Below are 24,805 nucleotides of genomic sequence, written 5' to 3' on the forward strand. Positions count from 1 at the left end.
GCCCGGAGCGCGATATGTACGAGATCCAGCCCGAAGACGCGGAACTTCTCAAACACTTCAGGACGACGACCACCAAGAACCGGCCGCTGAAGCTGAACCGCCTGCTCAACCGGTTGCGGATGGAGCCCATGGCCGGCAAGCAGGTCATCGTCTGCACCCAGCCTTACTCGGAGTACGCCATCGGCACGCTCGGCGCGGGGCGGGGCGATCCGGTCGAACTGGCGCCGCAGCGCTATGCCAAGCTGGCCGACGCCCAGTGGGCGCTGCTGAAGATCCGCTGGGCCATCCACTCGCCTTATCCCTGGCCGTCCGACCTGGACTGAACGCAGGCCGCCACACCGAGTCGCCCGAATCAAACTGACGGAGCTTGTATGTACGAGATCCTGGGGTACCCCAGCACCTGGACGATCGCGCCGGGAGAGACCATAGAATTCAAAGTGAGCTGCGCGCATGCGCTGCGCTATGACGCCGACCTGGTGCGTATCCGCAGCGGCGACGTTACGCCCGGCGCTCCCGGCTTGAAAGAGACCGTGGTGATGCAGGGCATCGCCACCGCCATCGCCGGGCGTCCCCAAGCCACCGAAACCGGTTCGCGCGCGGTGGCGCCCGCTTTCGGCGAGCCTGCCACGGGCTGCAAGAGCTGGATCCTGGCGGTGATGCCGACTTTGCCTTGCAACGGTGGCGATCAGGCGATCCTGTCGCGCTGGGACGACGCCGCGCGCGTCGGATATCTGTTGGGCCTGGATCGGGATGGCTGTCTGTTCTGGGAACAGGGCAGCGGCGGCAAGAGCGAGCGCGTCACGCTAGGATTGCCCATGACCGCGCGCCAGTGGTATCTGGTGGCGGTAACGCTGGACCTGGACTCGGGGACGGTCGATCTGCGGCAGGTGCCCGCCAACCCCTTGCTGGCCGTGAATTCGCATGCGCAGGCGAGCGGCCGGCTGCCGGCGGTCGATCCGGTCGCGTTGGCGCAGCTTCCGCTGACGATGGGCGCGGCCGCCACTGGCCTGCCGCGCCCACAATACGCCAAGCACTTCAACGGCCGCCTGGATTCGCCCACGCTGCTGCCGTATGGCGCCGGGGATGCAGACCTGGCGCAATTGCGCGTCGAGGCCCAAGGCCGCCGCCATGCCGCGCCGCCACTGCAGGCCTGGGATTTCTCGCAGCGCATCGACAGCGATGTGCTCGTCGACACGGCCAGGCCCTGGTCGGAGGGGCGCATCGAGAACCTGCCCGCGCGCGGCGTGCCCGGCCTGCGCTGGGATTCCAGCGTCATGTTCTGGCGCGAATGTCCCGACCATTTCGCCGCGCTGCACTTCCATGACGACACCCTGGAGGACGCGCGCTGGGAGACCGATTTCAGCCTGACCGTGCCTGACGACCTGCCCAGCGGCCTGTATGCGGCGCGCCTGACCGGCACAGCGGGAGAGCAGGAACGCATTACCTTCATCGTGCGGCCGAAGGCGGGCGGACCGCGCAAGCGGATCGCATTCCTCGCGTCGACGGCCACCTATATGGCGTATTCGAACTCGCACTACCGCCTGGATGAAGAAGGCATGGAAATGAAGTCGGGCAACTTCATGGTCCTGTATCCCTGGGAGACTTACCTGGGCGAACACCGCGAGTTGAGCCTTTCCATGTACGACACGCATTCGGACGGCTATGGCGTCTACTACGCCTCGCGCTTGCGGCCGGTCTTCAGCATGCATCTGCAATGCCGTACCTGGTCGTTGAACGGCGATACCCACTTCCTGGACTGGCTGGACGAAAAGGGCTTTGACTACGACGTCATCACGGACGACATGCTGCACGCCGAAGGCTTGCAGGCCCTGGAGGGCTACAGCGTGGTCATGACCGGGGCGCATCCCGAGTACTGGACCACGCGCATGTGGCAGGCAATGGTGGCGTACCAGGGGCAGGGCGGCCGCCTCATGTACATGGGCGGCAACGGCTTCTACTGGCGCTGCGCCTACCATCCCGAAAAGCCCTGGTTGATGGAACTGCGCCGCACCGAGACCGGCGCCCGCTACAGCGAGACGCCGGCCGGGGAGAGCTACCACAGCTATACCGGCGAATATGGCGGCACTTGGCGCCGCATCGGGCTGGCACCGCAGACGCTGACCGGCATCGGCACCACCGCGACCGGGTTCGACGCCTCGTCCTACTATCGCCGGCGGCCCGAAAGCCGCGACCCGCGCGTGGCTTTCATGTTCGAAGGCGTGGCGGATGAAATCATTGGCGATTTCGGCAGCAGCGGAGGCGGCGCGGCTGGCGACGAGATCGATCGCGTCGACTACCGGCTGGGTACGCCGCCGCATACGCTGATCGTCGCCCGATCGGAAAAGCATACGCGCTACTACAACGTGGTGCCCGAGGAGACGACCTACCACCACCCCACCATCAACGGTGAGGAAGCCAAGCACTGCTATGCGGACCTGGTGTTCTACGAGTGCCTGAACGGTGGTGCGGTTTTTTCCACGGGCTCGATCACGTGGGGGGCGTCGCTGGCCTGGAACGGCTACGACAACAACGTGTCGCGCATTACGGCGAACGTGCTGACCCGATTCGCGGAGGCCACCCCCTTCGTGTTCCCCCAGGCCAGCGGACGCTGAGATACACCATGCGCGCACCAGATTCGGCCGATGCCCCGCAATCCTTGTGGCAGCAGACCGCGGGGCAGGCGCCCGCCGCACCCGCCTTGGCGGCTTCCCTCCAATGCGACGTCGTCATCGTCGGCGCCGGCATTACCGGCTTGTCGACCGCCTTGCACCTGAGCGAACTCGGACTGCGCGTTTGCGTGTTGGATGCCCAGGAACCGGGCTGGGGCGCCTCCGGCCGCAACGGTGGGCAGGTCATTCCGGGCATCAAGCACGATCCGAAGGCGATCCTGGCGCGCTACGGCAAAGCGCTGGGAGAACCGCTATTGCAGATGGTGGCGTCTGCCTCCGACGCGGTATTCGAGCTTATCGAAAGGCATGCCATCGCCTGCCATGCCATGCGGGCCGGCTGGATACAGCCGGCCCATTCTCCTCGCGCATTGGAAACCGTGTCGGACCGCGCCCAGCAGTGGCTGGATCGTGGCGCAGCCGTGGAAATGCTGAACAAGGACGCCGTCAGCGCGAGGCTGGGCACGGACCGGTTCCTGGGCGGCTGGATCGACCGGCGCGCCGGCAGCATCCAGCCCCTGTCCTACACGCGCGGGCTGGTGGCGGCGGCGCAAGCGGCTGGCGCGTCGGTGCATGGACACACCCGCGTCACGGCGCTGGAACGATCAGGCCAGCAATGGCTGGCGCGCACGGAGCAGGGTGTCACTGTCCGCGCCGAGCACGCGCTGATCGCGACCAATGGCTACACCAACGGGCTCTGGCCCGGTCTGCAGCGCAGCGTCATCGCCGCCAACAGCTTCATCGTCGCCACCGGACCGCTGGATCCGAAGGCCTGCGGCCACATCATGCCCGGCGGCGTGGTGGCCTCGGACTCCCGCCGCCTGCTGCTGTACTTCCGCCGCGATCACGAGGGCCGTTTCGTGCTGGGAGGCCGGGGCCATTTCGCCGACCCCGCATCGGAACAGGATTGGGACCACCTGGTGCGCGGCGCGCGCATGCTGTTTCCGGAACTGGCCCGGATTCCCTTCACTTATCGCTGGGCCGGCCGGATCGCTTTGACACGCGATTTCGTGCCGCATGTCCATCAGCCATCGCCCAACCTGCATATCCTGCTGGGCTACAACGGCCGCGGAGTCGCCCTCGCCACGCAGATGGGCCGCTACCTCGCCCGGACCATCGCCGCGGGCGAGCCCATGCCATACCCCGTCACCCCCATCAGGCCACTGCCGTTCCACGGCCTTAAGCGGTTCTACATCGCGCTCGGCGTCGCCTACTACGGCCTGTGCGACAAGCTCTCGTAGACGCGCGCCTCCACCCTCCTGAGCACACCATGACCATCCAACACATCCCCCAGACCCGCGACACAGCCCAGCTGGACGACCTCGGCCCGGTCGGCATCCCGCTCAGCGAACCCGCCTGCGCATTGCGCGCCAGGAAAATAGTGGTCCCCGGCGCCGAAGCCACCAGCGCCGGCATCTGGGAATGCTCCCCCGGCCAATTCCGCCGCCAGGTCCTGGAAGGCGAAATCATGCACATCCTGGCCGGCGAAGGCTCCTTCACCCCCGACGGCCAGCCCCCGCTGCAATTCCGCGCAGGCGACACCCTGGCCATGCCCCCCAATACCCAAGGCGTCTGGGATATCCGCACCCCCGTCCGAAAACTCTACGTCCTGGCTCCCTCCAGTCAGGCGGAAAACTAAGCGTCTAGCCAACGACGCCCCGAGCAAGCAAAGTTCTGAAGACCCCACAAGGCAAAGCGAAGCGAGCCGAAGGGACCAGCGAAGCGAAGTCCCAAACTCCCTCCCCCTCGGGGGGAGGGCTGGGGAGGGGGCCCACATACTGCCCCCTGGGGCCCGCCGGCCGAGGTTCTAGCAAGCAAGCGAAGCGCAGCTCTGCTAGAATCTCGGCTGGCGGGCCCCTCCGCATGGTTCGGCGGTGAACCTGGTCAGGTCGGGAACGAAGCAGCCATAGTCGTTTAGGGTCAGTGCCGGAGTAAGGCTCGCCAACCGGATTCTTCAAAGCAACGCGTCATGCCAAACCCATGACGCGTTTGTTTTCAAGGGGGACGGGGTTATTTTCCAAGGATATCTTCCACGGGAATAAACCCGTCCCCTTTGCGTTTCAGGCCAGCTTCCGAAACAGGCTCTACAATCCACCCATGACTTATCTGGTACTGGCCCGCAAGTGGCGGCCGCGATCGTTCGATACCCTCGTGGGACAGGATCACGTGGTGCGCGCGCTGACGCATGCGCTCGACACCCAACGCCTGCACCACGCCTGGCTGTTCACAGGAACTCGGGGGGTGGGCAAGACCACGCTTTCGCGCATCCTGGCCAAGTCGCTCAACTGCGAAACAGGCATCACTTCCAAGCCTTGCGGCGTGTGCCGCGCGTGTACGGAAATCGATTCCGGGCGTTTCGTCGACTACCTCGAACTGGACGCGGCCTCGAACCGCGGCGTCGAGGAAATGACGCAGCTGCTGGAGCAGGCGGTGTACGCGCCGGGCGCGGGGCGCTTCAAGGTCTACATGATCGACGAAGTCCACATGCTGACCGGGCACGCGTTCAACGCCATGCTCAAGACGCTGGAAGAGCCACCGCCCCACGTCAAATTCATACTCGCCACCACCGACCCGCAGAAGATTCCGGTGACGGTGCTGTCGCGCTGCCTGCAGTTCAACCTGAAGCAGATGCCGGCCGATTCCATCGTCGGCCACCTGCAGGCCGTGCTCGGCCAGGAAGACGTGGGCTTCGAGGTCCCGGCCCTGCGGTTGATCGGGCAAGCGGCTTCGGGTTCCATGCGCGATGCCCTGTCGCTGACCGACCAGGCCATCGCCTACAGCGCCGGCAACCTGACCGAGGATGCCGTGCGAGGCATGCTCGGCACCATCGACCAGCGGCACCTGGTGCGCCTGCTGGACGCGCTGTCCGCCGGTGACGCCAAGAGCGTGCTGGCGGTGTCGGATGAATTGGCGATCCGCGGCCTGTCCTATGCCGGCGCCCTGGCCGACCTGGCCGTGCTCTTGTCGCGGGTGGCCATCGAGCAGCGTGTGCGCGGCGTGACGCCGGCCGAAGATCCCCTGGCCGGCGATATCGCCCGGCTGGCTCAGGTGTTGCATCCCGATGCGGTGCAGCTGTTCTATTCGGTTGCGGTGCATAGCCGCAGCGAACTGACCCTGGCGCCCGATGAGTACGCAGGCTTCATCATGGCCTGCCTGCGCATGCTGGCGCTCAATGGCGACGCAGGCCCGCAGACCGCGCTCGAAGCGCCTGCCGCGCCGGCCCGCCAGACGGCCGATGCGGCCGCGGCTCCCGCGCCGGTCGCCGCGCCTGCGCAAGCCCAGCCCGCACCTGCACCTGTGCCTGCACCGGTCTCGGCCGTTGCCGCGCCGGTGGCTGCTGCAATAGCCCCGGAACCCGCGGTCCAGGCGCCGGTTGCGGCTCCGCAGGCGTCCGCGCCCGCCGAGTCCTCCGCTCGCGCCGAACAGGCTCCCGAGCCGGCACCGGTTGCCGCAGAACCCGAACCCGTCGCCGTAGAACCCGAACCCGTCGCCGCGGCGCAAGCCCCGCAATCTACCCAGGCCGGCAGCGTGCCGCCTTGGGAGGACCTGCCGGCCGGAGCGCCGGCGGCGCCCGAGACCGAGGCCGGCAAGACCGCCGGTTCGGCGGCGCTGGCGGTCACGCCGGCTACCGCCGCGGCCATTGCGCCCGTGCCCGCGTCGCAAGCCGACCATGGCGATGGCCCGCCTTCCTGGGTCGACGAAGAAATCCCGTTCGAAGCCGAAGGCGGTTTCGCGCCGGACAACGGCTTTACGTCGGATCCCGACGACGATGATTTCGAAACCCTGGCCAGCGCGCCTTCGGCTGCGCCGCCCGCCGCCGCGCCCGTCCGGCGCGAAGGCCCTGCGCCCGCGCGCAAGCGGCAATCGTCGCGCGCCCGCATGGCGGATATGACTTCCGAAACCTGGCCCGAACTGGCCGCGCGCCTGCCGGTCACCGGCCTGGCGGCGGAGTTGGCGCGCCAGAGCGCATGGGCCGGCGTGCAAGGCGACGCCATCATTCTGCGCGTGGCCGTCAAGACACTGGCCGAAAGCGAAAGCCGCGTCCGTCTGCAGACCGTGCTGTGCGAACATTTCGGCCAGGGCATACGGCTGGACGTCGAGGTCGGCGTAACGGGCGAGGCGACGGCGCATGCCGTGGCCCAGGCCGAACGCGCCGCCCGCCAGCAGGCTGCTGAAGACGCGGTCGCTGTCGATCCTTTTGTACAGGCGCTGGTCGCCGATTTCGGCGGCCAGGTCGTGCCCGGCTCGATCCGCCACGTCGATTCCCCCGCCGCCGCTGCCTGAAGCGGCGGCCATCTCTCATTCCCCTCATTCAAGGAAGCATCGATCATGATGAAAGGACAACTGGCCGGCCTGATGCGCCAGGCGCAGCAAATGCAGGAAAACATGAAGAAGGCGCAGGACGCGCTGGCCGACATCCAGGTCGAAGGCGCTTCCGGCGGCGGCTTGGTCAAGGTCACCATGACCTGCCGCCACGACGTCAAGCGCGTGGCCATCGATCCGTCGCTGCTGGGCGACGACAAGGACATGCTGGAAGACCTGGTTGCCGCCGCGTTCAACGACGCGCTGCGCAAGGCCGAAGCCACCTCGCAGGAAAAGATGGCATCGGTCACCGCCGGCATGCCGTTGCCCCCGGGCATGAAGCTGCCGTTCTGAGCGCAGTCCCAAGGCCGCAATGGATCCGTTACTGCCCGAACCCGAGCCGCTCGTCTCGCTGATCGAGGCGCTGCGGCGCCTGCCCGGCGTGGGCGTGCGTTCTGCCCGGCGCATGGCCTATCACCTGCTGCAGCATGATCCGCAAGGCGCGGACATGCTGGGGCGGGCGCTGGCGGGCGCGGTCCAGGACCTGAAGCATTGCGCCCGCTGCAACAGCTTCTCGGAAGATGAGGTCTGCGGCACCTGCGTCAACCCCAAGCGCGATCCCTCGTTGCTGTGCATCGTCGAGACGCCGGCCGACCAGAACATGATCGAGTCCAGCCACGGCTACCGTGGCCTGTACTACGTGCTGATGGGCCGCGTCGCGCCGCTCGAAGGGATCGGTCCGCGCGAACTGGATTTCGAGCGGGTGATCAAGCGCGCGACCGACGGCGTGGTGCAGGAAGTCATCCTGGCCACCAACTTCACCGCCGAAGGCGAAACCACCGCCCATTTCCTGGGCGAAGCATTGGGCGAACGCGGGCTGCGCGTCACGCGGCTGGCGCGCGGCGTGCCTGCCGGCAGCGAGCTGGAATACGTAGACGCCGGCACCATCGCGTGGGCGCTGATGGAGCGCAAGACCACCTGATTCCGCAGTACCAGAACGCCTTGCCGGCAATGTATCGGCAACGGCAAAACAGTGAGGTAGACAAACCATGTCAGCGCTGACCGGACTGAAGGTCCTGGAACTCGGCACGCTCATTGCCGGCCCGTTCGCCGCGCGCATCTTCGGCGAATTCGGCGCCGACGTCATCAAGGTGGAAACGCCCCACGGGCCTGACGGCACGGGCGGCGGCGATCCCATCCGCAGCTGGCGCCATCTGCACGAGGGCAACTCCCTTTGGTGGACGGTGCAGGCCCGCAACAAGCAATCCATCGCACTCAATCTGAAAGATGCGCGCGCGCGGGAAATCGCCCGCAAGCTGGCGCTGGACGCCGACGTGGTGGTCGAGAATTACCGGCCAGGCGTGCTGGAGAAGTGGGGCCTGGGCTACGAGCAGCTACGCGCGATCAATCCCGCGCTCATCATGGTGCGCCTGTCCGGTTATGGGCAGACCGGTCCCATGAAGGACCAGCCGGGCTTCGGCGCCATCGGCGAATCCATGGGTGGGCTGCGCTATGTGTCGGGCCATCCGGACCGGCCGCCCCTGCGCGTCGGCATCTCCATCGGCGATTCCATCGCCGCGCTGCACGGCGTGATCGGCGCGATGATGGCGCTGCGCCACCGCGATGCCACCGGCGGACGCTGGAACGGCAAGCAGGGCGTGGATTGCCAGGCGGGGCAGGGGCAGATGGTGGACGTGGCGCTGTACGAGGCCGTGTTCAACATGATGGAGAGCCTGGTGCCGGAATATGACGTGGCCGGCGTGGTGCGCGAGCGCACGGGCGGCGCGCTGCCCGGCATCGTGCCATCGAATACCTACACCACCCGCGACGGCCAGAACATCGTCATCGCCGGCAACGGCGACGCGATATTCCACCGGCTAATGCGCGCCATCGGCCGCGATGATCTGGCCACGGACCCTGGCCTGGTGCGCAACGACGGCCGCGCCAAACGCGTGGAAGAGATCGACGGCGCGATCCAGCAGTGGTGCGGCGCGCGCGGCATCGAAGAGGCGCTGGGCGTCCTGAAGGGCGCCGACGTGCCCGTGGGCAAGATCTACAGCGTGGCCGACATGTTCGGCGATCCGCAATTCCTGGCGCGCCGCATGATAGAGCAGCATCGCTTCCCCGACGGCACGCCGGTCAAGCTGCCCGCGGTGGTGCCCAAGCTGTCGGAGACGCCGGGCGAGACGCGTTGGGTGGGCCCGGTATTAGGGGAACATACCGAGGAAGTCCTGAAATCGCTGGGGTATGATTCAGCGGCTATAGAAGAGCTGGCAAAGACCGGCGCTATCGGTCTGCCCGACAACTAGGAGACAACCACATGTCAGTCACTCGCCGTGATCTGCTCAAGATGGCCGGCGCCGCCGGCGTCATGGGCATGGCGCCCGCCATCGTGCGCGCGCAGAAGCTGGAGAAGACCAAGGTCCAGATCGCAGTCGGCGGCAAGCCGCTGATCTACTATCTCCCCCTGTCCATCGCGGAAGCCCGCGGCTACTTCAAGGACGAAGGGCTGGATGTCAGCATCGCCGACTTCGCGGGTGGCTCCAAGGCCTTGCAGGCCGTGGTGGGCGGCAGCGCCGACATCGTGTCGGGCGCGTTCGAACACACCTTGTCCATGCAGTCCAAGGGCCAGGCCTATCGCGCCTTCGTGCTGCAGGGCCGCGCGCCCATGATAGGCGTGGGCGTGTCCAAGAAGAACCTGCCCAACTACAAGGGCCCCGCCGACCTGAAGGGCAAGAAGATCGGCGTGACCGCGCCGGGCTCGTCCACCAACATGGTGGTCAGCTTCTTCCTGGCCAAGCACGGCCTGAAGGCCTCGGACGTGTCCATCATCGGCGTGGGCGCTGGCGCCGGCGCGGTGACCGCGCTGCGCAGCGGCCAGATCGACGCCATCTCCAACACCGACCCCGTGGTGTCGATGCTGGAAATGCCGGGCGACATCCAGATCATCGTCGACACGCGCACGCTCAAGGACACCAAGGACATTTTCGGCGGCAATATGCCGGCGGGCTGCCTGTACGCGCCGCAAGCCTTCATCGACGCCAATCCCAACACCACCCAGGCCCTGGCCAATGCCCTGGTGCGCGCCGACAAGTGGATCCAGAAGGCCGGCGCCGACGAAATCGCCAAGGTCGTGCCGGAAACCTATCTGCTGGGCGATCCGGCCGTCTACAAGGCTGCCATCGCCAAGAGCCTGGAAGGCCTGTCGCCGGACGGCCTGATCCCCGAGGACGGCGCCGCCACCGCGCTCAAGGCGCTGGCGGCCTACCAGGCGGACTTCGACGGTTCCAAGATCGATCCGTCCAAGGTCTGGACCAACGACTACGCCCGCCGCGCCAACGAGAAGTACCCCAATGGCTGAAGCCGCGCTGTCGCTGGAAAACATCAGCTGCACCTTTGTCTCCCGCGACGACCGGTCGCAGCGCTACACCGCCGTCAGCGACACCACCCTGGCCATCGAGCCGGGCGAGTTCGTGTCGGTGGTGGGCCCGACCGGCTGCGGCAAGTCCACCCTGCTCAACGTCGGCGCCGGGCTGCTGGCGCCGTCGTCGGGCAGCGTGAAGGTGTTCGGGCAGCCTTTGTCCGGCATCAATGAGCGCGCCGGCTACATGTTCCAGGGCGAGGCCCTGCTGCCCTGGCGCAGCGCGCTGGACAACGTGGTGGCCGGCCTGGACTTCGCCGGCGTGCCGCGTTCGCAGGCGCTGGAACGCGGCCGCGAATGGATGCGCCGCGTCGGCCTGGGCGGCTTTGAAAGCCGTTATCCGCACCAGATGTCGGGCGGCATGCGCAAGCGCGCGATGCTGGCGCAGACGCTGATCCGCGACCCCGACATCATCCTGATGGACGAACCGTTTTCGGCGCTGGACATCCAGACCCGCCAGCTCATGGAGAACGAGGTCCTGGACCTCTGGATGGCCAAGCGCAAGGCCGTGCTCTTCATCACGCACGACCTGGACGAGGCCATCGCCATGAGCGACCGCGTGGTGGTGCTGTCGGCGGGGCCGGGCACGCACCCCATCGGCGAATTCGTCATCGACCTGCCGCGTCCGCGCGACGTGGCCGAAGTGCGCACGCATCCACGCTTCGTCGAATTGCATGCCGCCATCTGGGGCGTGCTGCGCGAAGAAGTCCTAAAGGGCTACGCCCAACAGAAGCGAGCCTAGGCCATGCCCAAGCTGATCAAACCCGGTTCGGCCAGCCTGCGCTTCTGGCAGTTGCTGCTGCTCGTCATCATTTTGCTGGTCTGGCATTTCGCCTCGCGCGATCCCAAGGTGGCCTTCTTCTTCGGCGAACCGCTGAAGGTGTGGGGCCGCATCTGGGCCTGGTTCGTCACCAATGCGGACATCTATACCCACCTGGGCGTGACGCTGACCGAGACCGTGCTGGCCTTCTTCATCGGCACCATTGCCGGGCTGGCCTTTGGCCTGTGGCTGGGCCTGTCGCCGGGCGCCAGCGCAATCCTCGATCCCTACATCAAGGCCGCCAACTCGATGCCGCGCGTCATCCTGGCGCCCATCTTCGGCATGTGGTTCGGCCTGGGCATCTGGTCCAAGGTGGCGCTGGCTGTGACGCTGGTGTTCTTCATCGTGTTCTTCAACGTCTACCAGGGCGTGCGCGAAGTCAGCCCCACCTTGCTCGACAATGCTCGCATGCTGGGCGCGCGCCGGCGCCAGCTGCTGCGGCACGTGTACTTGCCGTCGGCCACCAGTTGGGTGTTCTCCAGCCTGCATACTTCGGTGGGCCTGGCTTTCGTGGGCGCGGTGGTGGGCGAGTACCTGGGCTCGGCCAGCGGCGTGGGCTACTTGATTCTGCAGGCCGAAGGCACCTTCGATGTGAACACCGTGTTCGCGGGCATCATCGTGCTGACGGCGTTCGCGCTGGTGCTGGACGCCGTCGTCGGCATAGGTGAGAAACGCCTGATGAAATGGCAGCCCCGGTCCGGCGAAACCGAAAAAATCTGAAGGAGTTCCCATGGCCCGTCTGCCCTATGCCGACCTGACCCATCCCGAAGCCAAGCCGCTGGTCGACCGCATCGTCGCCGAGCGCGGCAGCGTGCTGCACCTGTACCAGATGCTGCTGCACAGCCCCGCCGTGGCGGGCGGCTGGCTCAACTATCTGACTTCGATCCGCCAGCTCAGCACCTTGCCGGGCGACCTGCGGGAACTGGTGATCATGCGCGTGGCGGTCATCAACGGCGCGCCTTACGAGGCCGACCAGCATGCGCCGATCGCGCTGAAGGAAGGCGTGTCGCAGGCGCAACTGGACGCACTGGATGCTTGGGAAAGCTCGGACCTGTTCGACCAACGCGAAAAGGCCGTGCTGGCTTACACCGACGCCATGACGCGGCAGGTACAGGTGCCCGAGGCCGTATTCCAGGCCGCCCGGGCGGCGATGGGTTCGGAAAAACTCATCGTGGAACTGACTGCGACGGTAGCGGCCTACAACATGGTGTCGCGCTTCCTGGAAGCGTTGCAGGTGCATTCGCACGATCACCGCTGACGCAGGCGCGCGGCCGCCGGCCGCGCATCCTTTCGCCTGCGTAGCGACGGGCGCCGCGGCGCCCGCCCGGTTCAGGTCCGCTGCGCCTCGATCAGCGCATCCAGCTTGACCGCGTCCGCCACGAACAGGCGGATGCCTTCCGACAACTTCTCGCTGCCCATCGCGTCTTCATTGAGCAGGGTACGGAACGTGACTTCGTCCGCGCCGATGCGGGCGATGTTGGCGGGGACGTCGTCCGCGCGCAATTGTGCCGGCGCGTCGCCCTGGGTACCGGCCAGCTTGGTCAGCAGCTCCGGGCTGATGGTCAGCAGGTCGCAGCCCGACAGCGCCAGGATCTGGCCGACGTTGCGGAAGCTCGCGCCCATGATTTCCGTGGGGATGTCGAAGTGCTTGTAGTACTGGTAGATCCGGGTCACGGACAGCACGCCCGGATCGCGCGCGCCGGCGTTATCGGCTTCGACCCAATTGGCGCCGGCGGATTTCTTGTGCCAGTCGTAGATGCGGCCGACGAAGGGCGAGATCAGCTGCACGTGGGCGTCGGCGCAGGCCACGGCCTGCGGCAGCGAGAACAGCAGGGTCAGGTTGCAGCGCACGCCTTCCGATTGCAGGGCGCGGGCGGCCTGGATGCCTTCCCAGGTCGAGGCGATCTTGATCAGCACGCGCTCGCGCGGCACGCCGGCGGCTTCGTACAGGGCGATCAGGCTGCGGGCGCGCTCGATGGTGGCGCGGGTGTCGAAGGACAGGCGGGCATCGACCTCGGTCGAGACGCGGCCGGGCACGATGTCCAGGATGGCGCGGCCGAAGGCGACCAGCAGGCGGTCCATGAGTTCGGCGGTGGGCGCGCCGCGGTGCTCGCGCGCGGTCTTTTCCAGCAGGGGGCGGTAGGCGTCCTGCTGGACGGCCTTGAGAATAAGGGACGGGTTCGTCGTGGCGTCGGTGGGACGCAGCGCCTTCATGGCTTCGAAATCCCCCGTGTCGGCGACGACGGTGGTGTGGTTGCGCAGGGCGTCAAGTTGGCTGGACATGGACGATACGGCTCGCAGCAGGCTAGGGTTGAAGGTGTCCTAGCGTATCACTGAGGCCGCCAGGGCGCTGTCGGCTGGATGAGGGAGGGGGACGGCGGGACGCGGAAAAACAGGCCAAAACGCCGTTTCCGGCCTTATTTGGCGCGGTTCGCCAGGGAAAACGCCCGCTCAGGGTATAATCCGAAGGTTTGATTATCGATTCTAAAACCGGGGTTTACTGTGCTGCCGCAACTCTTTCCCGAGGGGATCAACCGCTTCCCTCCTGCAATTCTGGCTCTGGCGGACGGTACCATTTTTCGAGGCGTGTCGATCGGTGCGCCTGGGCATACCGTTGCCGAAGTGGTGTTCAACACCGCGATGACCGGGTACCAGGAAATTCTCACCGATCCCAGCTATAGCGGCCAGATCGTTACGCTGACCTATCCGCATATTGGCAATACTGGCGTCAACGCCGAAGACGTGGAAGCCAAGCGCGTCTTCGCCGCCGGCCTGGTGGTCCGTGACTGTCCCGCCCGCGTGTCGAACTTCCGTTCCACGCAATCGTTGCCTGAGTACCTCGCCGAGCAAGGCGTCGTCGCCATTTCCGGCATCGACACCCGCAAGCTCACCCGCATCCTCCGCGAAAAGGGCGCCCAGGGCGCCTGCATCTTCGTCGGCGCCGACGCTGAGCGCGCCGTCGAACTGGCCCGCGGCTTTGCCGGCATGGCCGGCCAGGACTTGGCCAAGGTGGTGTCGCTCAAGGACAGCGCCGAATGGACCGAAGGCACCTGGCAATTGGGCAAGGGCTTTTCCAAGCCCGACCAGTCCAAGTTCCACGTCGTGGCCTACGACTTCGGCATCAAGACCAACATCCTGCGCCTGCTGGCTGACCGCGGCTGCCGCCTGACGGTGGTGCCGGCCCAGACCAGCGCCGAGGAAGTCTTCAAGCTCAACCCCGACGGCGTGTTCCTGTCCAACGGCCCTGGCGACCCCGAGCCCTGCGACTACGCCATCGAGGCCACGCGCGCCTTCCTGGACAAGAAGCTGCCGGTGTTCGGCATCTGCCTGGGCCACCAGATCATGGGCCTGGCGCTGGGCGGCAAGACGCTCAAGATGAAGACCGGCCACCACGGCGCCAACCACCCCGTGCAGGACCTTCAGTCCAAGCGCGTGTTCATCACCAGCCAGAACCATGGCTTCGCGGTCGACGCGGCCAGCCTGCCGGCCACCGCGCGCGTGACGCATGTTTCGCTGTTCGACGGCACGCTGCAGGGCTTCGAGCTCACCGACCGCCCGGCCTTCTGCTTCCAGGGTCACCCCGAAGCCAGCCCGGGTCCGCACGACATCCTTGAACTGTTCGACAAGTTCATCGACCTGATGTCCGGCCAAAAGTAAAGATTGCATCATGCCCAAGCGTACAGACCTAAAAAGCATACTCATCATCGGCGCCGGCCCCATCATCATCGGGCAGGCCTGCGAATTCGACTATTCCGGCGCACAGGCGTGCAAGGCGCTCAAGGCCGAGGGCTATCGCACCATCCTGGTGAACAGCAACCCGGCCACGATCATGACGGATCCGGAAACGGCCGACGTCACCTACATCGAGCCCATCACCTGGCAAGCCGTCGAAAAGATCATCGAGCGTGAAAAGCCCGATGCGCTGCTGCCCACGATGGGCGGCCAGACCGCGCTGAACTGCGCGTTGGACCTGGCCCACCACGGCGTGCTGAAGAAGCACAACGTGGAACTGATCGGCGCCAACGAGCACGCCATCGAAAAGGCCGAGGACCGCCAGAAGTTCAAGCAGGCCATGACCGACATCGGCCTGGAATCGGCCAAGTCGGGCGTGGCCCACAGCATGGACGAAGCCTGGGAAGTGCAGCGCCGCATCGCGGCCGAAGTCGGCACTTCCGGTTTCCCCGCCGTGATCCGCCCCAGCTTCACCATGGGCGGTTCGGGCGGCGGCATCGCCTACAACGCCGAAGAATTCGAAACCATCTGCCGCCGCGGCCTGGAAGCTTCGCCCACCAGCGAACTGCTGATCGAAGAGTCGCTGCTGGGCTGGAAGGAATTCGAGATGGAAGTGGTCCGCGACAAGGCGGACAACTGCATCATCGTCTGCTCCATCGAAAACCTGGACCCGATGGGCGTGCACACGGGCGACTCCATTACCGTGGCGCCGGCTCAGACGCTGACCGACAAGGAATACCAGATCATGCGTAACGCATCGATCGCGGTATTGCGCGAGATCGGCGTGGATACGGGCGGCTCGAACGTGCAGTTCGCGGTCAACCCCCGCGACGGCCGCATGATCGTCATCGAGATGAACCCGCGCGTGTCGCGTTCGTCGGCGCTGGCCTCCAAGGCCACCGGCTTCCCCATCGCCAAGGTCGCCGCGCGCCTGGCCGTGGGCTACACGCTGGACGAACTCAAGAACGAAATCACCGGCGGTGCCACGCCCGCTTCGTTCGAACCCTCGATCGACTACGTCGTCACCAAGGTGCCGCGTTTCGCCTTCGAGAAATTCCCCACCGCCGACGCGCGCCTGACCACCCAGATGAAGTCCGTGGGTGAAGTCATGGCCATCGGCCGCACCTTCCAGGAATCATTCCAGAAGGCGCTGCGCGGTCTGGAAGTCGGCGTCGACGGCCTGAACCAGAAGACCACCGACCGCGAGAAGCTGCAGGTCGAACTGGGCGAACCCGGTCCGGAACGCATCTGGTACGTGGGCGACGCCTTCGCGCAGGGCTTCACGCTGGACGAAGTGCACAACATCACGCACATCGACCCGTGGTTCCTGTCGCAGATCAAGGAAATCGTCGACATCGAACTGGCGCTGGAACAGAAGACGCTGGCCGACCTGGACTACGCCACGCTGTGGGAACTCAAGCGCCGCGGTTTCTCCGACCGCCGCCTGGCTTTCCTGCTGGATTCCTCGGAATCCGAAGTGCGCAAGCTGCGCCACCAGTTGAATGTGCGTCCGGTCTACAAGCGCGTCGATACCTGCGCCGCTGAATTCGCCACCCGCACGGCCTACATGTACTCGACCTACGAGGAAGAGTGCGAAGCCGCGCCCACCGACCGCAAGAAGATCGTGGTGCTGGGTGGCGGTCCGAACCGCATCGGCCAGGGCATTGAGTTCGACTACTGCTGCGTGCATGCCGCGCTGGCGCTGCGCGACGATGGGTACGAGACCATCATGGTCAACTGCAACCCGGAAACCGTGTCCACCGACTACGACACTTCCGACCGCCTGTACTTCGAGCCGCTGACGCTCGAAGACGTGCTGGAAATCGTCCACAAGGAAAACCCGGTCGGCATGATCGTCCAGTACGGCGGCCAGACCCCGCTGAAGCTGGCGCGCGCCCTGGAAGCGAACGGCGTGCCCATCATCGGCACCAGCCCCGAATCCATCGACGTGGCCGAAGACCGCGAGCGCTTCCAGAAGCTGCTCAACAAGCTTGGCCTGCGCCAGCCGCCCAACCGCACCGCGCGCACGGAAGGCGAGGCCCTGGCCCACGCCGCCGAAATCGGCTATCCGCTGGTGGTCCGCCCCAGCTACGTGCTGGGCGGCCGTGCCATGGAAATCGTGCACGAGCAGCAAGACCTCGAGCGCTACATGCGCGAGGCCGTGAAGGTCAGCAATGACTCGCCCGTGCTGCTGGACCGCTTCCTGAACAACGCCACCGAAGTGGACGTGGACTGCCTGGCCGACGGCGAAACCGTCTTCATCGGCGGCGTCATGGAACACATCGAGCAGGCAGGCGTGCACTCGGGCGACTCGGCTTGCAGCCTGCCGCCGTACTCGCTGTCGGCGGAAGTCATCGCCGAGATCAAGCGCCAGACCACGATGATGGCCAAGGCGCTGAACGTCAGCGGCCTGATGAACGTGCAGTTCGCGATCCAGGGCGGCGACGTCTACGTGCTGGAAGTGAACCCGCGCGCTTCGCGCACGGTGCCTTACGTTTCCAAGGCCACCGGCCTGCAGCTGGCCAAGATCGCCGCGCGCGCCATGGCAGGCCAGACCCTGGCCGCCCAGGGCATCACCAAGGAAGTCGTGCCGCCTTACTTCTCGGTCAAGGAAGCCGTGTTCCCGTTCGTGAAGTTCCCGGGCGTGGACACCATCCTGGGTCCGGAAATGAAGTCGACCGGCGAAGTGATGGGCGTGGGCACGAGCTTCGGCGAAGCCTTCGTCAAGTCGCAATTGGCCGCGGGCGTGCGCCTGCCGGAATCCGGCACGGTGTTCATCAGCGTCAAGAACCAGGACAAGCCCCTGGCGGTGGAAGTGGCGCGCGGCCTGCACGCGCTTGGTTTCAAGCTGGTCGCCACGCGCGGCACGGCTGCCGAGATTGAATCTGCCGGCATCCCGGTGCAGTTGGTGAACAAGGTCAACGAAGGCCGTCCGCACATCGTCGACATGGTGAAGAACGGCGAGATCGCGCTGGTCATCAACACCGTCGAAGAGCGCCGCAACGCCATCGCTGATTCGCGCACCATCCGCACCCAGGCGCTGGCCGCCCGCGTGACCTTCTTCACGACCATCGCCGGCGCCCGCGCCGCTGTCGAAGGCATGCAGTATCTGCGCCAAGGTCTGGGCCTGCAGGTGTATCCGCTGCAGGAGCTGCACGCTTCCTTGCAAGGCTAAGCCGGCAAGCGACACAATAGGGCACGCGAGAGCGTGCCCTATTTTTTTGCAACGCGATTCCGCAACGCCACTACAGGCATCAGGCACACATGGAAAGAGTCTTCATCACCGGCGCCAGCAGCGGCCTGGGACGCGCCCTGGCGCAGCAGTACGCAGCCGCAGGCGCCACCCTGGGCCTGCTGGGCCGGCGCGAGGACGCCTTGCGGGAACTGGCCGACAGCCTGCCGGGCGAGCACCGCTGCTATGCGGTGGACGTGCGCGATCGCCAGGCCCTGCATGCCGCGGCCCAGGATTTCATTGCGTTCTGCCAGGGACGGGTGGACGTGGTCATCGCCAGCGCCGGCATCAGCGCAGGCACCCTGACCGAGCATGGCGAGGACTACGATGTCTTCAAGGCTATCGTCGATACCAATCTGCTGGCCACCGTGGCGACTTTCGAGCCCTTCATTGCGTCCATGCGGGCGGCGGGATCAGGCCGGCTGGTGGGCATTGCCAGCGTGGCGGGGGTGCGGGGGCTGCCGGGAGCGGGCGCCTATAGCGCGTCCAAATCGGCGGTGGTGACCTACTGCGAAAGCCTGCGGCTGGAACTGGCCGCCGAAGGCGTGGACGTGGTGACCATAGCGCCCGGTTACATCAAGACGGCGATGACGGCGCACAATCCGTATTCCATGCCGTTCCTGATGGAGGCGGATGCCTTCGCCCGCCGCGCGCGCAGCGCGATCGGGCGGGGCGCGTCCTATGTGGTGATTCCGTGGCAGATGGGCATCGTGGCCAAGCTGATGCGGCTTCTGCCCAACGCCGTCTACGACAGGCTGGCGCGCAACGCGCCGCGCAAGCCGCGCCGCGCGCGCTGAAGTCTCAGGGCACCACGTCGTTGCCGACCTCGTCGGTCACGTGGCCCACGTCGCCCCAGTCCAGCACCTGCCACTTGCGGCCCTGTACGCCGACGCGGTTGATGCTGACATTCAGCAGCGAGGCGTCGCGCGGCCCGTTCAGTGGCACGCCCGAGGCATGGCGCCAGATGATGTCCAGCACGCCGCCGTGCGTGAACATCAGGATGCGCTCGTCGTCGTGGCGGCTGGCAATGTCGTCCACGGTGGAGATGACGCGGGACTGGAACTGGCCCAGCGTTTCGCCGCCGTCCAGCGGGCGCAGCGGATCGCGGCTTTTCCAGGCGGCCGCAGCTTCGGGGGCCAGCACGTCGATGCGTTCGTGGTCCAGGCCCTCCAGCACGCCGAAGCCGCGCTCGCGGATGCCCGGCTCCACGCGCACGCGCAGGCCGAGCTGTTCGGACACGGGTACGGCGGTGGCGTGGGCGCGCTGCAGATCGCTGCTGTAGATGGCGTGGATGGGCGTGTGGCGGGCTTCCTCGCGCATGCGCGCGGCCAGCAGGCTGGCCTGGTTGACGCCGAATTCGTTCAGGGGGATGTCTTGCCAGCCTTGCAGGCGCCGCTGGCGGTTCCAGTCGGTTTCGCCGTGGCGGATGAACCAGATTTCAGTCATTACGATCTTGATGCAGAATTAAAGCTGGGCCGGCGCGATGGGCGCGCGCGGTTTCCAGATGGTTTGAATGATCGAGCTTAACGCGACCAGCGCGGGCTCGCTAGCGCGCTCGTAGGGCAGGATGAATCCGAGCATGGCGTCGACGCGCGCCTGGCCCCAGACGATGAAGTCGTTCGAGGCCGCGCCCGCCAGCGCCGCTTCCTCGCGCAGCAGGGCGCAACCGGCGCCCGCGCGCACCAGCGCGTCCAGGTTGGCCTGGTCGTCGTTCTGCATCACGATGCGCGGCGACAGGCCATGGCGTTCGAACATATCGCGTAGCAGCAGGTGCGTGTGGCTGCCAGCGGGGCCGTCCAGCCAGGGCAATTGCGCCACCTCGCGCCAGCCGCCGCGCTTGAGCACCGCGGCGTGCTCGCGGGGCATGGCGATGCGGTAGCGCACGCTGCGCAGCGGCTGCCAGAGCACGCCGCGCGGCGGATTGGCGGCGATGATCAGCGCCGCCGGCAGGCGGCCGGTGCTGACTTGCTCGGCCAGCGCGGCGGCGGGCAGGGTCTGGGTCTTGAGTTCGACCAGCGGCAGGCGCTGGGTGACGGCCGAGGCCAGTTCACCCAGGCGCAGGAAGTCCGGCTTCTCGCTGGGCACGCCAAGTTCGACCGCGCCATGCAGGCTGCCCTGCAGCTGCTGGGCCTCGGATTTGAACTGCGCGCCCAGCACCAGCAGCGATTCGGCGGTGGGCAGCAACACCTCGCCGGCCTTGGCCAGGGCCAGCCGGCCGCCGCTGCGGTCGAACAGCGCCACGCCCAGGCTTTGCTCCAGCGCCTTGATCTGGGCGGTCACGGCAGGCTGGGTCAGCGACAGCGCCTCGGCCGCCTTCGTCAGGTTGCCCAGCCGGGCGACCGTGACGAAGGCGCGGATCTGATAGATTTCCATGGGCCAGAGTTTAGGCCGCCAGCAGCCGCACTTGGGTAGGTTCCAGCCCGATGGAGACCGGGGCGCCGATCGGGAAGGGCGACAGCCCCGCCAGATGCGACTGGTCCGCCGTCAGCCGCTGTTCGCCGATCTGCACCTGATAGCGGGTAAATTCGCCCAGGAACTCGCTGCTTTCCACGATGCCCGGCAGCCAGACGTAGCGCGCGTCGCCCAGCCCGTCCGCCATTTCGATCTGCACGGTATGCGGACGGAAGCTGGCCGCCAACCGCGACGCGGCCGGCGCTTCTCCGGCAAGCGGCAAGCGCAGGTCGCCCACGCCTTCCACCGCCAGCACCAGGCTGCCGCTGGTGCGTTCGCGCACATCGCCTTCCAGCACGTTCATCGTGCCCACGAAGTTGGCGACGAAGCGGTTGACCGGATAGTCGAACAAGGTGCTGGGCGCCCCGATCTGCTGGACCACGCCATGGTCCAGCACCGCCATGCGGTCGGCGGTGGTCATGGCTTCTTCCTGGTCGTGGGTGACGAAGATGGTGGTGATGCCGAGCCGGCGCTGCAGGCTGAGCAAGTCCTGGCGCATCTGCACGCGCAGCTTCTTGTCCAGGTTGGACAGCGGCTCGTCCAGCAGCAGCACCTGGGGCTCGATGACGATGGTGCGGGCCAGGGCCACGCGCTGCTGCTGCCCGCCGGAAAGCTGGTTGGGCCGGCGCTTGCCGTACTGGGACAGGCCGACCAGGTCCAGCGCGGCTTCCACCTTGGCGCGGATCTCGGCGCGCGGCAGCTTGCGTTCGACCAGGCCGAAGGCCACGTTGTCCCACACCGTCATGTGCGGCCACAGGGCGTAGTTCTGGAACACCATGCCGATATTGCGGTTCCAGGGCGGCGTGCCGCTGATGTCCTTGCCGTCCACCAGCAGCTGTCCGGCGCTGTGCCGGTTGAAGCCGGCGATCAGGCGCAGCAGCGTGGACTTGCCCGAGCCTGACGGTCCCAGCAAGGCGAAGAACTCGCCGGGCTCGATGCTGATGTTGACGTCCTTGAGCACTTCCGTCTTGCCGTAGGACAGCCGGATGTTGCGGCATTCGACGCTGACTTTCTTCATGCGGATTCCCCTTCATTGCGAGCCGGCCGCTGGCGCGACTGGGCGCGCTCCACCAGCAGGTGCGATACATACGTGCCGATGGCCACTGCGGCCACCGCCAGGACGCCGAGCGCAGCGCCCGGGCCCCGGCCCGCCGCGCTCTGCATGTACAGATAGATGCCGTAGCTCATGGGCGCCTGGCTGTCCTTGGTCACCAGCATGATGGTGGCTGAAAGCTCTACCGCCGCTGTCACGAAGCTGGTAACGAAGCCTGCCAGCATGCCGCCGGCCATCAGCGGCACCACCACGCGGCGTATCGTGCTCATGCGGGTCGCCCCCAGCGATTGCGCGGCTTCCTCCAACGAGATGTTGATCTGCTGCAGCGACGCCACGCAGGAGCGCAACGCATAAGGCAGCCGCCTTACCGAGTACGCGATCATGATGATGATCCACGACGAGGTCAGCAGGGTGCCGGTGCCCGGCAGTTCGATGCCGCGGAAGGTGCGCAGAAAACCGATAGCCAGCACGATGCCCGGGATCGCCAGCGCGGCGGAGGCCAGGAAGTCCAGCCACTGCCGCGCGGGCAGCCGGGTGCGCAGCATCAGGTACGCAATGGCGGTGCCGAGGATCACGTCCACGCCCGCGGCCAGGCCGCAATAGAGCAGGGTGTTGGCAATCATGCCCTGCGATTCGGAGAACACCGCCGAGTAATGCGCCAGCGTATAGCCGTCCGGTAGCGGCGCGAAGCTCCAGACGCTGGCCAGCGACAGCAGCAGCACGCCCATGTGCGGCGACAGCACCAGCAGCAGCACCAGGATGATCCAGCCATAGGCCAGCACGCTTTCCATCGGCCGCAGCTTGCGCTTCTGGATGGAACTGCCGCCCTTCTGCAGGGTGGAATAGTCGCGGCCCTTGAGCACGCGCGCCGACAGCCACAGGGCCAGGATCGAGAACCCGACCATGATGACGCTGATCACATACCCCAGCGGGTCTTCCAGACCGACCTGCGTGATGCGCAGATAGGCTTGCGGCGCCAGCATGTTGGTGGTGCCCAGCACCAGCGGCGTGCCCAGGTCGTCGAATACCTTGACGAACACCAGGGACGCGCCGGCCACGTAACCGGGCAGGGCCAGCGGAAAGATCACGCGGCGGAAAAGGCGGAAACCCCGCGAGCCCAGGTTGAAGGCCGCTTCCTCCATGGCGCCGTCGATATTGCGCAGCGCCACCACCAGGTTCATCAGGATGAACGGGAAGTAGTGCAGCGACTCCACGAAGATGACGCCGTTCAAGCCTTCCATGAACGGAATGGTGAAGCCGAACCAGTCGTTGAGCAGCAGGTTCACGCTGCCCGAGCGGCCGAAGATCAGTTGCATCGCGACCGCGCCCACGAAGGGCGGCATGATCAGCGGTAGCACGCCCAGCGTCTGGATCAGCAGCGCGCCGCGGAAGTCGAAGCGCACGGTGAAGTACGCCAGCGGCACGGCGATGAGCGAGGCTAGCAGCGCCGACCAGCCCGCTACGTAGAGGCTGTTGAAGAAGGCTTCCTTCATCAGCGGCTGGTTGAAGAAGGCGCCGAAATGGCCCATGGTGAAGCTGCCGTCGGCGTTCACGAAGGCGCTGTAGAACACCGTGCCCACTGGCACGGCCAAAAACAGCAGCAGAAAACCGAACACCAGTAGCGCCGTCAGCAAGGGGCCGACGGGCAGGCGCGAGTGGCCCGAAGAATTCATCGAGATTCCCGAAATCGTTGCCAGGGGAAAACCGCGGCGGCGGACGGGACTGGTCCCGTCCGGCCCGCGCGCGTCCTGCGGGTGTGGCGGCCTAGAGCGCGGCAGCCTGCTTGGCGAGCTTCACGGCTTCTTCATAGTTCGCCTTGGAACGGCCGTTCCACTCGCCTTCCAGCTGGGTGATCTGCTGGTTCACGGCGGCGTCCTTCTTGTTGCCCGCGAAGATCGCCAGGAACGCCGGATCCGCGGCCTTCTTGCCGTCGACCAGCGGCGCCCAGGTCAGCTTGCGGGCCTGTGCCAGCAGCTCGGCAGCCTTGCCACTCTTGGCCTTGTCGCCCAGCTTGGCTTCGGCGTCGTAGATGGCCTTGGTGGCGGCCTGCAGTTCCTTCAGGCGGAACGTCACCGTCTGGTCATACAGCGACTGCACCACGTAGTAGCGCGACTGCGACAGGTCGGCGTTGAATTGCACCTTGCTGCGCTTGGCGATTTCGGCGGGGTCGGGATAGCCCTGGGGAATCTTGCCGGCCAGCGCCGTGTAGGGCAGCACCGGCAGGCGCGAGATCTTGGGCTCCAGCAGCAGTTCCTGCCCGGCCTGGCTGAGCGTGAAGGCGATGAACTTCTTGCCTTCCTCGGTGTTCTTCGCGCCCTGGATCAACGCGATGTTGGCCGGCACGATGGCGGTTTCGGAGGGGTAGACGAATTCCACCGGGAACTTGGAATACTTGCTGGACAGGCCGAAGAAGTCGATCACCGGCCCGGCGCCGAACTGGCCGTTGTTCACGCCATCGGGCACGCCGAACGAGCGCTCGGTGACCGCGCTGCTGTTGCCCGACATGCGCAGCAGCGTGCTCCAGCCCTCATCCCAGCCCTCGCCCTGGAGGATGGTTTCCACGGTCAGGTGCATGGTGCCCGAGCGCGACGGCGAAGTGATGCCGACGTGGCCGAACCATTGCGGCGACAGCAGGTCCTTCCATTCGACCGGCGCGGGGATCTTGTGCGCGGCGATGTAGCGCGTGTTGTAGATGATGCCGTAGCCGGCCAGGGCCTGGCCCAGGTACATGCCGCCCGGATCGTTGATGGGGTAGTTGCCGATCTTGTCCGGCACCTGCTTGTTGGCCACGTCGGCGGAGTTCGCCAGCAGCTTGTCGCGGCCCAGCACTTCGAAGGCGTCGGGCGCGCTGGCCCAGAACACCTCGGGACGCTGGCCGGCGGGCGTTTCGCGCACATAGGCGATGCCCGACACGGTGTTCTTGTTCAGGATTTCCAGCGTGATGCCGGGGTTGGCCTTTTCGAAGGCCGTCTTGTAGGCCTGGGTCAGGTCTTTGGGGAACGACGTGATCACCGTGACGGTGCCTGCCAGGGCAGGGGCCGCGCAAACGGCCAGCACCGCACCTGCAAGGGCTGTGCGCATTGCATGCATGGTTTGTCTCCGTGGTTTTAGATTTGTCCGGAGACAG

General features: G+C 66.3%; 21 protein-coding genes and 1 other RNA gene. 16 read left to right on the forward strand and 6 right to left on the reverse strand.

Annotated features, from left to right (window positions below; translation table 11 throughout):
* Positions 1-14 precede the first annotated feature (14 nt).
* The 13 genes from AC3WOB_RS25085 (at position 15) to AC3WOB_RS25145 (ending at position 12,467) form a co-directional block, all read left to right on the forward strand.
* Positions 15-323: a N,N-dimethylformamidase alpha subunit family protein gene (locus tag AC3WOB_RS25085; RefSeq protein WP_013395617.1), complete on the forward strand. Its 309-nt coding sequence runs from the start codon at positions 15-17 to the stop codon at positions 321-323.
* A 48-nt stretch (positions 324-371) separates the two neighbouring features.
* Positions 372-2,612, forward strand: a complete 2,241-nt coding sequence (locus AC3WOB_RS25090) for a N,N-dimethylformamidase beta subunit family domain-containing protein (RefSeq protein WP_492276512.1) — start codon at positions 372-374, stop codon at positions 2,610-2,612.
* An 8-nt stretch (positions 2,613-2,620) separates the two neighbouring features.
* Positions 2,621-3,907: an NAD(P)/FAD-dependent oxidoreductase gene (locus tag AC3WOB_RS25095; RefSeq protein WP_013395615.1), complete on the forward strand. Its 1,287-nt coding sequence runs from the start codon at positions 2,621-2,623 to the stop codon at positions 3,905-3,907.
* Positions 3,908-3,936: 29 nt separating this feature from the next.
* Positions 3,937-4,305: a cupin domain-containing protein gene (locus tag AC3WOB_RS25100; protein ID WP_492276513.1), complete on the forward strand. Its 369-nt coding sequence runs from the start codon at positions 3,937-3,939 to the stop codon at positions 4,303-4,305.
* Between the two features lie 209 nt (positions 4,306-4,514).
* An RNA gene (ffs, locus tag AC3WOB_RS25105) (signal recognition particle sRNA small type) lies at positions 4,515-4,612 on the forward strand.
* Positions 4,613-4,763: 151 nt separating this feature from the next.
* The gene (locus tag AC3WOB_RS25110) at positions 4,764-6,950 is read left to right on the forward strand and encodes a DNA polymerase III subunit gamma/tau (RefSeq protein ID WP_492276514.1); all 2,187 of its coding nucleotides are present in this window, start codon (positions 4,764-4,766) and stop codon (positions 6,948-6,950) included.
* 45 nt (positions 6,951-6,995) lie between these two features.
* Positions 6,996-7,322: a YbaB/EbfC family nucleoid-associated protein gene (locus tag AC3WOB_RS25115; RefSeq protein WP_013395612.1), complete on the forward strand. Its 327-nt coding sequence runs from the start codon at positions 6,996-6,998 to the stop codon at positions 7,320-7,322.
* Between the two features lie 19 nt (positions 7,323-7,341).
* A complete protein-coding gene (gene recR, locus AC3WOB_RS25120) occupies positions 7,342-7,950 on the forward strand; it encodes a recombination mediator RecR (protein ID WP_013395611.1) in 609 nt (202 codons plus the stop codon).
* 67 nt (positions 7,951-8,017) lie between these two features.
* Complete coding sequence (locus AC3WOB_RS25125; protein WP_013395610.1) at positions 8,018-9,277, forward strand: CaiB/BaiF CoA transferase family protein; 1,260 nt, start codon at positions 8,018-8,020, stop codon at positions 9,275-9,277.
* Between the two features lie 11 nt (positions 9,278-9,288).
* The gene (locus tag AC3WOB_RS25130) at positions 9,289-10,329 is read left to right on the forward strand and encodes an ABC transporter substrate-binding protein (RefSeq protein WP_013395609.1); all 1,041 of its coding nucleotides are present in this window, start codon (positions 9,289-9,291) and stop codon (positions 10,327-10,329) included.
* On the forward strand, positions 10,322-11,131 hold the full coding sequence (locus AC3WOB_RS25135; RefSeq protein WP_013395608.1) for an ABC transporter ATP-binding protein: 810 nt from the start codon (positions 10,322-10,324) through the stop codon (positions 11,129-11,131). The genes AC3WOB_RS25130 and AC3WOB_RS25135 overlap by 8 nt, the downstream gene beginning before the upstream one ends.
* 3 nt (positions 11,132-11,134) lie before the next feature.
* On the forward strand, positions 11,135-11,929 hold the full coding sequence (locus AC3WOB_RS25140) for an ABC transporter permease (RefSeq protein WP_013395607.1): 795 nt from the start codon (positions 11,135-11,137) through the stop codon (positions 11,927-11,929).
* Between the two features lie 10 nt (positions 11,930-11,939).
* Positions 11,940-12,467, forward strand: coding sequence for a carboxymuconolactone decarboxylase family protein (locus AC3WOB_RS25145; RefSeq protein ID WP_013395606.1), 528 nt, complete (start codon positions 11,940-11,942; stop codon positions 12,465-12,467).
* Positions 12,468-12,538: 71 nt separating this feature from the next.
* Here AC3WOB_RS25145 and tal read toward each other — a convergent pair whose 3' ends face one another.
* On the reverse strand, positions 12,539-13,492 hold the full coding sequence (gene tal, locus AC3WOB_RS25150; RefSeq protein ID WP_013395605.1) for a transaldolase: 954 nt from the start codon (positions 13,490-13,492) through the stop codon (positions 12,539-12,541).
* Between the two features lie 219 nt (positions 13,493-13,711).
* Between tal and carA the strand changes: the two genes are divergently transcribed.
* From carA to AC3WOB_RS25165, 3 genes are all read left to right on the forward strand, one after another.
* Positions 13,712-14,866 carry a glutamine-hydrolyzing carbamoyl-phosphate synthase small subunit gene (gene carA / locus AC3WOB_RS25155; RefSeq protein ID WP_013395604.1) on the forward strand — a complete coding sequence of 385 codons (1,155 nt, stop codon included), beginning with the start codon at positions 13,712-13,714 and terminating at the stop codon, positions 14,864-14,866.
* Positions 14,867-14,876: 10 nt separating this feature from the next.
* Entirely contained in the window at positions 14,877-18,116 is a 3,240-nt protein-coding gene (gene carB / locus AC3WOB_RS25160) for a carbamoyl-phosphate synthase large subunit (protein ID WP_013395603.1), read from the forward strand.
* Between the two features lie 89 nt (positions 18,117-18,205).
* On the forward strand, positions 18,206-18,970 hold the full coding sequence (locus AC3WOB_RS25165; RefSeq protein WP_492276515.1) for an SDR family oxidoreductase: 765 nt from the start codon (positions 18,206-18,208) through the stop codon (positions 18,968-18,970).
* Between the two features lie 4 nt (positions 18,971-18,974).
* On the opposite strand, the gene AC3WOB_RS25170 is transcribed toward AC3WOB_RS25165, so the two are convergent.
* The 5 genes from AC3WOB_RS25170 to AC3WOB_RS25190 all read right to left on the reverse strand — a co-directional run bounded on the left by AC3WOB_RS25170 (position 18,975) and on the right by AC3WOB_RS25190 (position 24,768).
* Positions 18,975-19,619 (reverse strand): histidine phosphatase family protein, encoded by a 645-nt coding sequence (locus tag AC3WOB_RS25170; protein WP_013395601.1) that lies wholly within the window; start codon positions 19,617-19,619, stop codon positions 18,975-18,977.
* Between the two features lie 18 nt (positions 19,620-19,637).
* On the reverse strand, positions 19,638-20,546 hold the full coding sequence (locus AC3WOB_RS25175; protein WP_492276516.1) for a LysR family transcriptional regulator: 909 nt from the start codon (positions 20,544-20,546) through the stop codon (positions 19,638-19,640).
* A gap of 10 nt (positions 20,547-20,556) precedes the next feature.
* Positions 20,557-21,642: an ABC transporter ATP-binding protein gene (locus AC3WOB_RS25180; protein ID WP_492276517.1), complete on the reverse strand. Its 1,086-nt coding sequence runs from the start codon at positions 21,640-21,642 to the stop codon at positions 20,557-20,559.
* Complete coding sequence (locus AC3WOB_RS25185; protein ID WP_013395598.1) at positions 21,639-23,351, reverse strand: ABC transporter permease; 1,713 nt, start codon at positions 23,349-23,351, stop codon at positions 21,639-21,641. Before AC3WOB_RS25185 ends, AC3WOB_RS25180 begins: the two co-directional genes overlap by 4 nt.
* A 91-nt stretch (positions 23,352-23,442) precedes the next feature.
* On the reverse strand, positions 23,443-24,768 hold the full coding sequence (locus AC3WOB_RS25190) for an ABC transporter substrate-binding protein (protein ID WP_492276518.1): 1,326 nt from the start codon (positions 24,766-24,768) through the stop codon (positions 23,443-23,445).
* Between the last annotated feature and the right edge of the window lie 37 nt (positions 24,769-24,805).

It is taken from the genome of Achromobacter sp. FW305-C-30-7 (assembly GCF_058783105.1).

What these genes read in the sequence shown, in the direction of transcription:
- AC3WOB_RS25085 (WP_013395617.1), top strand. Translation starts at nt 15, where the DNA reads ATGTACGAGATCCAGCCCGAAGACGCGGAACTTCTCAAACACTTCAGG.
- AC3WOB_RS25090 (WP_492276512.1), top strand. Translation starts at nt 372, where the DNA reads ATGTACGAGATCCTGGGGTACCCCAGCACCTGGACGATCGCGCCGGGA.
- AC3WOB_RS25095 (WP_013395615.1), top strand. Translation starts at nt 2,621, where the DNA reads ATGCGCGCACCAGATTCGGCCGATGCCCCGCAATCCTTGTGGCAGCAG.
- AC3WOB_RS25100 (WP_492276513.1), top strand. Translation starts at nt 3,937, where the DNA reads ATGACCATCCAACACATCCCCCAGACCCGCGACACAGCCCAGCTGGAC.
- AC3WOB_RS25110 (WP_492276514.1), top strand. Translation starts at nt 4,764, where the DNA reads ATGACTTATCTGGTACTGGCCCGCAAGTGGCGGCCGCGATCGTTCGAT.
- AC3WOB_RS25115 (WP_013395612.1), top strand. Translation starts at nt 6,996, where the DNA reads ATGATGAAAGGACAACTGGCCGGCCTGATGCGCCAGGCGCAGCAAATG.
- recR (WP_013395611.1), top strand. Translation starts at nt 7,342, where the DNA reads ATGGATCCGTTACTGCCCGAACCCGAGCCGCTCGTCTCGCTGATCGAG.
- AC3WOB_RS25125 (WP_013395610.1), top strand. Translation starts at nt 8,018, where the DNA reads ATGTCAGCGCTGACCGGACTGAAGGTCCTGGAACTCGGCACGCTCATT.
- AC3WOB_RS25130 (WP_013395609.1), top strand. Translation starts at nt 9,289, where the DNA reads ATGTCAGTCACTCGCCGTGATCTGCTCAAGATGGCCGGCGCCGCCGGC.
- AC3WOB_RS25135 (WP_013395608.1), top strand. Translation starts at nt 10,322, where the DNA reads ATGGCTGAAGCCGCGCTGTCGCTGGAAAACATCAGCTGCACCTTTGTC.
- AC3WOB_RS25140 (WP_013395607.1), top strand. Translation starts at nt 11,135, where the DNA reads ATGCCCAAGCTGATCAAACCCGGTTCGGCCAGCCTGCGCTTCTGGCAG.
- AC3WOB_RS25145 (WP_013395606.1), top strand. Translation starts at nt 11,940, where the DNA reads ATGGCCCGTCTGCCCTATGCCGACCTGACCCATCCCGAAGCCAAGCCG.
- tal (WP_013395605.1), bottom strand. Translation starts at nt 13,492, where the DNA reads ATGTCCAGCCAACTTGACGCCCTGCGCAACCACACCACCGTCGTCGCC.
- carB (WP_013395603.1), top strand. Translation starts at nt 14,877, where the DNA reads ATGCCCAAGCGTACAGACCTAAAAAGCATACTCATCATCGGCGCCGGC.
- AC3WOB_RS25165 (WP_492276515.1), top strand. Translation starts at nt 18,206, where the DNA reads ATGGAAAGAGTCTTCATCACCGGCGCCAGCAGCGGCCTGGGACGCGCC.
- AC3WOB_RS25170 (WP_013395601.1), bottom strand. Translation starts at nt 19,619, where the DNA reads ATGACTGAAATCTGGTTCATCCGCCACGGCGAAACCGACTGGAACCGC.
- AC3WOB_RS25175 (WP_492276516.1), bottom strand. Translation starts at nt 20,546, where the DNA reads ATGGAAATCTATCAGATCCGCGCCTTCGTCACGGTCGCCCGGCTGGGC.
- AC3WOB_RS25180 (WP_492276517.1), bottom strand. Translation starts at nt 21,642, where the DNA reads ATGAAGAAAGTCAGCGTCGAATGCCGCAACATCCGGCTGTCCTACGGC.
- AC3WOB_RS25185 (WP_013395598.1), bottom strand. Translation starts at nt 23,351, where the DNA reads ATGAATTCTTCGGGCCACTCGCGCCTGCCCGTCGGCCCCTTGCTGACG.
- AC3WOB_RS25190 (WP_492276518.1), bottom strand. Translation starts at nt 24,768, where the DNA reads ATGCATGCAATGCGCACAGCCCTTGCAGGTGCGGTGCTGGCCGTTTGC.